This is a genomic window from Promicromonospora kroppenstedtii DSM 19349, from assembly GCF_000515355.1.
Taxonomy (GTDB): domain Bacteria; phylum Actinomycetota; class Actinomycetes; order Actinomycetales; family Cellulomonadaceae; genus Promicromonospora; species Promicromonospora kroppenstedtii.
Genome location: NZ_KI911670.1, coordinates 49,007 through 49,915 on the forward strand (window position 1 = coordinate 49,007; position 909 = coordinate 49,915).

Consider the following 909-nt stretch of genomic DNA (forward strand, 5'->3'; position numbering starts at 1 on the left):
GCAAGCGCGTGGAGCCGGGGTACGGCGTGCCGCGCCGCCGGGTGCGGCTCGTCCGTGCCCGGCGGAGGCTCTCGGAGCTCAGCTTCGAGCTGTTCGAGCGGGCCCGGGCCGCCGGCGACCTCGACCTCTACCTCGGGCCGATGCGCCCGCTGGTCCGCGAGCACGACAGGTTGTCGCGGCCGCTCACGAAGCGGGTCCGCGGCCGACTGAGAGGTGAGGCATGGCGACTGGTCCGGCGCGCCCGGCGCGCGTTCGCTCGCTGAGCACGGCAACCCCGAGAAAGCACACGTCGAGGAGAGGTGGCACGATGCCGACCGACCGGACCCGGGTCTTCGCCATGATGACCGGCGACTACCCCAACATCGGCGACGCCCTGATCCGGGAGCGGGTCTTCGCCTGGGTGCGCAAGGCGACGGGCGCCGCGGACACGTACGTGGGCAGCGCCCCGTGGGCGTGGCTCGAACGGCTCTGCGTCCGCGCCTCCGACCGGGTCTACACGACCCGCCAGCTCGGATCCTTCTTCGGGGCGCTGGTCCGGTCGCGTCGTCCGGCCCTGGTGGTCGAGCCCGGCGAGCTCGACCTGAGCGCCCGCATGTTCGCGCGGCAGGTCGCCTACCTGCTGTTCGCCGCGACGGCGCGGGTCAAGGGCGGCACGGTCGTGCTGCCACCACGCGCGGTCGCGCACGACGCGTTCGGGCCGTCCGTCTGGGTGCACCGTGCGACGTGCCGCCTGGCCCAGCACGTCTGGTGGCGCAACGCGCAGAGCCTCGCGGCCGTGGGCCGGGGCGCGCTCGCCCCCGACGTCGCGTTCAGCGAGCCCGCGTACTGGATCGAGGGCACGGCCCGCCGCAAGCTCGTCGTCAGCATGCGCGGCCCGCGTCCGTGGCCCGGCGACCGCTGGGTGCGGGC

Annotated in this window: 2 protein-coding genes; both read left to right on the forward strand. The window is 74.9% G+C overall.

Going from position 1 to position 909, the window contains the following annotated elements; genetic code table 11:
- Positions 1–263: hypothetical protein (locus PROKR_RS36935; RefSeq protein ID WP_036964115.1), on the forward strand; the 263-nt coding region annotated here is incomplete at its 5' end.
- Positions 264–307: 44 nt separating this feature from the next.
- Positions 308–909 (forward strand): hypothetical protein (locus PROKR_RS13635; RefSeq protein WP_036964117.1); only part of this gene is annotated, 602 nt, incomplete at its 3' end.